Source organism: Amycolatopsis kentuckyensis (assembly GCF_002155975.1).
GTDB lineage: Bacteria > Actinomycetota > Actinomycetes > Mycobacteriales > Pseudonocardiaceae > Amycolatopsis > Amycolatopsis kentuckyensis.
Genome location: NZ_MUMI01000374.1, coordinates 1 through 4,744, shown reverse-complemented (window position 1 = coordinate 4,744; position 4,744 = coordinate 1). Strand labels below are relative to the sequence as shown.

Annotated in this window: 5 protein-coding genes and 1 pseudogene; 5 read left to right on the top strand and 1 reads right to left on the bottom strand. The window is 73.6% G+C overall.

Translation table 11 applies throughout. The features are described from left to right. A partial coding sequence (locus tag CCN39_RS32130) for a DNA alkylation repair protein (protein ID WP_086848395.1) occupies positions 1–534 on the top strand: 534 nt, incomplete at its 5' end. Here CCN39_RS32130 and CCN39_RS32125 read toward each other — a convergent pair. Then, positions 507–1,535, bottom strand: a complete 1,029-nt coding sequence (locus CCN39_RS32125) for a C40 family peptidase (RefSeq protein ID WP_086848393.1) — start codon at positions 1,533–1,535, stop codon at positions 507–509. The two genes, CCN39_RS32130 and CCN39_RS32125, sit on opposite strands and share 28 nt — an antisense overlap. An 81-nt stretch (positions 1,536–1,616) precedes the next feature. On the opposite strand from CCN39_RS32125, the gene CCN39_RS32120 reads away from it, so the two are divergent. The 4 genes and pseudogenes from CCN39_RS32120 to CCN39_RS32105 form a co-directional block, all read left to right on the top strand. Continuing rightward, on the top strand, positions 1,617–2,414 hold the full coding sequence (locus CCN39_RS32120; RefSeq protein WP_086848391.1) for a biotin--[acetyl-CoA-carboxylase] ligase: 798 nt from the start codon (positions 1,617–1,619) through the stop codon (positions 2,412–2,414). An 83-nt stretch (positions 2,415–2,497) separates the two neighbouring features. Continuing rightward, entirely contained in the window at positions 2,498–3,091 is a 594-nt protein-coding gene (locus CCN39_RS32115; protein ID WP_086848389.1) for a PH domain-containing protein, read from the top strand. Beyond that, complete coding sequence (locus CCN39_RS32110; protein ID WP_086848387.1) at positions 3,091–4,020, top strand: hydroxymethylglutaryl-CoA lyase; 930 nt, start codon at positions 3,091–3,093, stop codon at positions 4,018–4,020. Before CCN39_RS32115 ends, CCN39_RS32110 begins: the two co-directional genes overlap by 1 nt. 168 nt (positions 4,021–4,188) lie before the next feature. Beyond that, positions 4,189–4,744 (top strand): annotated as a pseudogene (locus tag CCN39_RS32105) (TNT domain-containing protein); the annotation flags it as partial.

Here is a 4,744-nt window from a genome sequence, read left to right as displayed (position 1 = left end):
GAGCTCGCGCGCGAGCTCTGGGCGACGGGCGACACCGCCGCGAGGCTGCTGGCGACCCTGATCTGCCGCCCGAAGGCGTTCGAGCGCGACGAACTGGACGCCATGGTGCGCGAGGCCCGCACCCCCAAGGTGCTCGACTGGCTCGTGAACTACGTGGTGAAGAAGAGCCCGCACGCCGAAGAGCTGCGCCTGGCCTGGTTCGCCGACCCGGACCCGGTGGTCGCGGCCGCCGGCTGGGCGCTGACCACCGAACGGGTGGCCAAGCGACCGGCGGGGCTCGACCTCGACGGCCTGCTCGACGTCATCGAAGCCGGCCTGAAGGCCGCACCGGACCGCTTGCAGTGGGCGATGAACAGCTGCCTGGCGCAGATCGGGATCGAGCACGCCGGGCACCGGGCCCGGGCCGTCGCCATCGGGGAGCGCCTCGAGGTGCTCAAGGACTACCCGACGCCGCCGGGCTGCACCTCGCCGTTCGCGCCCGTCTGGATCGCCGAGGTGGTGCGCCGTCAGGCCGGGCGGCCCGCGCCCGCGTAGTCGTCGCCCTTCGAGTGGTACGTGTGGATCTGGATGGCCTGGCCCTCGGTCGGCGCGTTGATCATCAGGCCGTTGCCGAGGTACAGGCCGACGTGGTGGATGCGGGTCGCCGGGCTGCCGTAGAACACCAGGTCGCCCAGGCGGGGCTCCTGCGTGGCCGGCACCGGCGGGAGCGCGCGGAACTGGCTGTCCGCCGTCCGCGGCAGGGCGACGCCCGCGCTGTCGTACGACGCCTTCGTCAGGCCGGAGCAGTCGAAGCCCGCCGCGCCCGCGTCGGGGCCGTTGCCGCCCCAGACGTACGGGAGGCCCAGCTGTCCGAGCGCGAAGCGGGTCGCGCGGACCCGCGGGGAGTCCGCCGACGCCGGGTCGAGGGACAGTGTGGCGTACAGCTGCGCCATGCCGAGCACGCGCTGGCGGAACAGCTCGGTCCCGTCGCCCGGGTGGTACGCCGCGATCGCCTTCCACCAGCCGGGGCCGGCGCCGAGGTCCGTGCCGCCCGCGCACAGCGCCCGGCCGGCCGCGACCGGCGCGTCGGAGCCGTACTTCTTGGCCTGCGCCGCCGAGAGGCCCAGCAGGTTGCCGCCGCCGCGGCCGTGGTTCGACGCCGCCGAGCCGACACCGGCGAGGGTGACCCACGAGAGGTGGCACGAGGGGTCTTCGCCGCGCAGGGCGAGTTCGCCGTTCGCGTAGCCGACCAGCGCGTCGGCGGGGATGTCGAGGGGGCCGGCCAGCTGGTCCGCCCACTGCCGCAGCGGGCTCTTGCCGCCCTGGCCGGACGCGCCCTGGCCCGGCTCCTGGGCCTTGACCGGTGCGCTGACTTCGAGGACCGACGGGCCCGTCGCCGCGTCACGCACGACCGGCGGGGGAGCCGGGGCGGCCGCGGGTTCCGGCGAGCGGTCGGCCAGGAGCCAGCCCGCCGTGACGAGCCCGGCGACGAGCGGCAGCGCCACCAGGCCGCGCAGCGCCGCGCCGCGGGCCCACGAAGTCTGCTTCGCCGTCACGGGTTCCAACTTAGAAGAGCACACCTCTTAGTGAACGACTGAGTAGCTTGCACGTTAGGGGGACTCCCATATTGTGGGCACATGCCTGAGATCGACGCTGTCCGGCTCACCGCGGCGCTCCACGATCGTTACGCGAAGATCGACGTCGTCGAGCGCACCGGTTCCACCAACGCTGACCTGCGGAAAGCGCTCGAAGACGGCGCTGCCGACCGGACCGTCCTGCTCGCCGAGGAGCAGACCGCGGGAGTGGGCCGGCGGGCTCGTTCGTGGAGTTCGCCGAAGGGCGCCGGGCTGTACCTGAGCGTCGCCCTCCGGCCGGGGGTCCCCTTCTCGGTGCTCGGCTCACTGTCCGTCGTCGCCGGGCTCGCCGTCCGGGCGGCCGCGGCGTCCGTCGGAGTGGACGCCGTGCTCAAGTGGCCCAACGACGTCCTCGTCGACGGCGCCAAGTGCGCCGGCATCCTCGCCGAAGCCGTCGCCGGGGACGCCCCGTCGATCGTGCTCGGCATCGGCCTCAACGTCCTGCCGCTCGGCGACGTCCAGCCGGGCCCGGGCGGGCTGCCCGCGACGTCGCTGGCCGAGCGGGGCGCCACGAACACCGACCGCACCGACGTCGCGATCGCGCTGCTCACCGGGTTCGCCGACCTCGAGCAGCGCTGGCGGCTCGCGGGCGGCGACCTCACCGAAGCCGGGCTGCTCGGCGACTACCGCGCCCACTGCGCGACACTCGGCCAGGACGTCGAGGTGCAGCTGCCGGACGGCACGGCGCTGACCGGGCGGGCCGCCGACATCGACGCCGCCGGCCAGCTGCAGGTCGACGTGGCGGGCGGGCAGCGCCACACCGTCTTCGCGGGTGACGTGGTCCACGTTCGTCCGGCCTGATTCTTCGGGTGTTGCGCCCACCGCCTCCTCGCTCGCCGGTACGGTGAGACGACACCGCCGCACCGACCTTGGGAGCGTCCGCCGTGGCTTATCCGGACGATTTGCTCAGCGAGCAAGAGCACGTCGTGGTGCACAGTCACCCGCACTTCAAGATGCTGATCTTCCCGACGCTCGCGCTGCTGGTCACCCTGGGTGCGGGCACCTGGGGTGCGATCCTGGCCAAGGACGCCGCGGCGCCGTGGAACTCGGTCGGGCTGATCGCCATCGGGGTCGTCGCGCTCGTGCTGGTCGTGTGGTTGTTCCTGGCGCCGCTCGTGCGCTGGCGGACCACCCACTTCATCGTGACGACCGACCGGCTGATCGCCCGCGAAGGCGTCCTCAAGCGCACCGGCATCGACATCCCGATGGGCCGGATCAACAGCGTCCAGTTCGAGCACGGCCTGCTCGACCGGGTCTTCGGCTGCGGCACGCTCATCATCGAGTCGGCGTCCGACGAACCGCTGCGCTTCGAGGACATCCCGCACGTGGAGAAGGTGCACACGGTCATCTACCGCGAGGTCAACGACAACCCGTACGACGACTACCGGCCGGGCGCCGCCCCGCAGCAGCCCCAGCAGACCACGCCCCTGCCGCCCCAAGGCGGCGGGCACCCGCCGCGCGGCGAGAGACGCCGCTGATGGGCACGCGCGCACTGGGCCTGCCCGAGCGGGTCCCCTCGGCGGGTGACCTGCCGGACCGGGTCACCATCTGGGAGGTCGGCCCGCGGGACGGGCTGCAGAACGAGAAGGCGATCGTCCCGCTCGAGGTCAAGCTGGAGTTCCTCGACCGGCTCGCGGGCGCCGGGCTCACCACGCTGGAGGCCACCAGCTTCGTCCACCCGAAGTGGGTGCCGCAGCTGGCCGACGCCGAGCAGCTGCTGGCCCGGCTCGACCGCCGCGAAGGCGTCCGGTACCCGGTGCTGGTGCCGAACGAGAAGGGCCTGGACCGGGCCCTCGAAGCCGGCGTCGAGCACATCGCGATCTTCGCCAGCGCGACGGAGACGTTCGCGCGCAAGAACCTCAACTCCTCGCTCGACGACCAGTTCGCGATGTTCGAGCCGGTCGTCACCCGGGCCCGGGAAGCGGGCCTGGACGTGCGCGGGTACCTCTCGATGTGCTTCGGCGACCCGTGGGAAGGCGTCGTGCCGGCGAAGCAGGTCGCCGCCGCCGGCCGCCGCCTGCTGGACATGGGGTGCTCGCAGCTTTCCCTGGGCGACACCATCGGCGTCGCGACGGCCGGGCAGGTCGAAACGCTCATCGGGCTGTTCGGCGATGTCGGTACTTTGGCCGTGCACTTCCACGACACCTACGGTCAGGCTCTCGCGAACACGCTCGCGGCGCTCCGATGTGGAGTGTCGACTGTGGACTCTTCGGCGGGCGGGCTCGGCGGCTGCCCGTACGCCGAATCGGCCACCGGGAACCTGGCGACCGAAGACCTGGTGTGGATGCTGGAGGGCCTCGGGGTGGCCACCGGCGTCGACTTGGACGCGCTGGTGGCGGCCAGCGCGTGGATGGCGGGACAGCTCGGCCGCCCGAGCCCGTCCCGCGTGGTCGCCGCACTGTGCTGACCGGGGCTGCGCCCCGGGCCGGGAGCTCCGCCACCCGGAGCCCCCGAAGGAGAAACTGACCTCGTCGCGCCCCGGGGGATGGGGTGCGGTATCAAGGGGGACCGGCAGCGCCGCGGCCGCGTCGAACAGCGTGTGCCCACCGGGCACCGACCGAGCCGGAGGATGGGTGTGACCGAGCCTTCCGAGGCGGGCTCCGAACCGGTCGAGGCCGACCTCGACACCGGGCCGGTGCAGCTGCCCGGGTACGGCCTGGCGGATTCCGGCGCCTTCGAAGAGGCGCCGACCCCGCACTCGGGCAACCCCGCGGCCTGGCCGCACGCGGTGTCGCCGCTGCTACCGCCGTTCCAGCTGCCGCCGCCCCCGCCGCCACCGCCGACGCCGGCTCCGCTGCCCCCGCCCCCGGTGGCCGGGCCGCCGCCGGTCGCGGGCCCGCCGCCGAACCCCGGTTCGCCGGTGCCGTTGCCGCCGCTCGGCTCGCCGCGCACGGAACGGGGAAGCGTTGTCGCGCTGTTCCTGGTGCACATGTTCCCGATCGGGCACCTGCCGGTGGCGATGGACAAGCCGGCGCTCCAGCTGCCGCTGCCCGACGACCCGGAGGGGTTCCCGCCGAACGACCACCCGGACGCCCGGCTGATCTTCGACGACCAGGCCCTGACCAACGTCACCGCGGGCTTCCGCCGGTCACCGACCGCGCCCTCGCGGCCGGTGCCGCGGCACCTGAAAG

Coding starts and splice junctions, on each gene's coding strand:
- CCN39_RS32120 (WP_086848391.1), top strand. CDS start 1,617: ATGCCTGAGATCGACGCTGTCCGGCTCACCGCGGCGCTCCACGATCGT.
- CCN39_RS32110 (WP_086848387.1), top strand. CDS start 3,091: ATGGGCACGCGCGCACTGGGCCTGCCCGAGCGGGTCCCCTCGGCGGGT.